We start from the raw sequence: 1,071 nt of genomic DNA, 5'->3' as shown, positions 1-1,071 counted from the left end.
AGCGGCGGGGCGGCGGGGCCACGAATCGGCGCGTCTTCGGGTCGGGCGGGGCCGTCGCGCCGTCGCACGTGGTGTCGGTCGCGGGCAGGCTGCCGTCGACCAGGTAGGCGACGACGGGATCGTCCACGCACGGGCCGTCGACGAGGAAGTGTCCGTGGTTGCCGTTGCCGCGCACGGTGAGCAGGCGCGAGGACGGCAGTGCCTCGTGCATCCGCAGGGCTCCGGAGTAGGGCGTGGCCGGGTCGCGCTCGGACTGGACCAGCAGCACGCCGGGCAGACCCGCGCCGTCGATCGTGGTCGGCGGTTCGGTGTTGGTCTGGAGGTACAGGCACGACCCGGGTGAGGCGATGGCCGCGCCGATCGCGCCGTAGCGCGCCTTGAGCCGGATCATGTCGAGGTCGAACGTGGCCTCGTCGGCCGGGAAGGGGGCGTCGGCGCACGAGACGCTCTGGAAGACCGATTCCAGGTTGACGTCGTCGGCGGTCGCCGGGTGCTTCGAGGCGATCAGCCGACCGGGGTCGCCTCCGTCGTATGCCGCGAGCGCGGCGGACATGGCCGGCCAGTTCCGGTCGGTGTAGAGGCCGCCGATCGTGAACTGGTCGAACTCGACCCCACCGAACACGCCGCCGGCGGGGTTCGCCGCGGCGCGTGCGCGCAGCCGGTCCCAGGTCGCGAGCACCGCCGGCGCGCGCGTGCCCAGGTGGTAGTGGTCGTCGCGCTCGGCGGCCCACGCGGCCCAGTCACGGTGTCGCGCGTGGAAGGCGCGGGCCTGGAGGAAGCCGGTCCGATACCAGACCTGGGTCGGGTCCACCACGCTGTCGAGCACCATCCGGTGCACTCGGCCGGGGAACAGTTGCCCGTACACGGCGCCGAGGTAGGAGCCGTAGGAGTAGCCCAGGACGGCGATGTGCTCCTCGCCGAAGGCCGCCCGGACCAGGTCCAAATCGCGCGCGATGTCGCGGGTGCTCAGGTGCGGCAGCAGGTCCGCGGCCGACGCGCGGCACCCGTCGGCGAACGCGCGGGTCGCGGCGAGGTGGGGCCCTCGGCCGGCCGGCGTGGCCGCGTCGGGTT

Annotated in this window: 1 protein-coding gene; it reads right to left on the bottom strand. The window is 73.9% G+C overall.

Annotation, left to right across the window (positions count from 1 at the left end):
• Window positions 1–1,071 (bottom strand): alpha/beta hydrolase (locus tag GT354_RS02735; RefSeq protein ID WP_161354540.1); only part of this gene is annotated, 1,071 nt, incomplete at both ends.

This window comes from Streptomyces sp. SID3343 (assembly GCF_009865215.1).
Taxonomy (GTDB): Bacteria; Actinomycetota; Actinomycetes; order Streptomycetales; family Streptomycetaceae; genus Embleya.
Note: the sequence above shows the minus strand (reverse complement) of the source record. Positions and strands in the feature narration are given on the sequence as shown.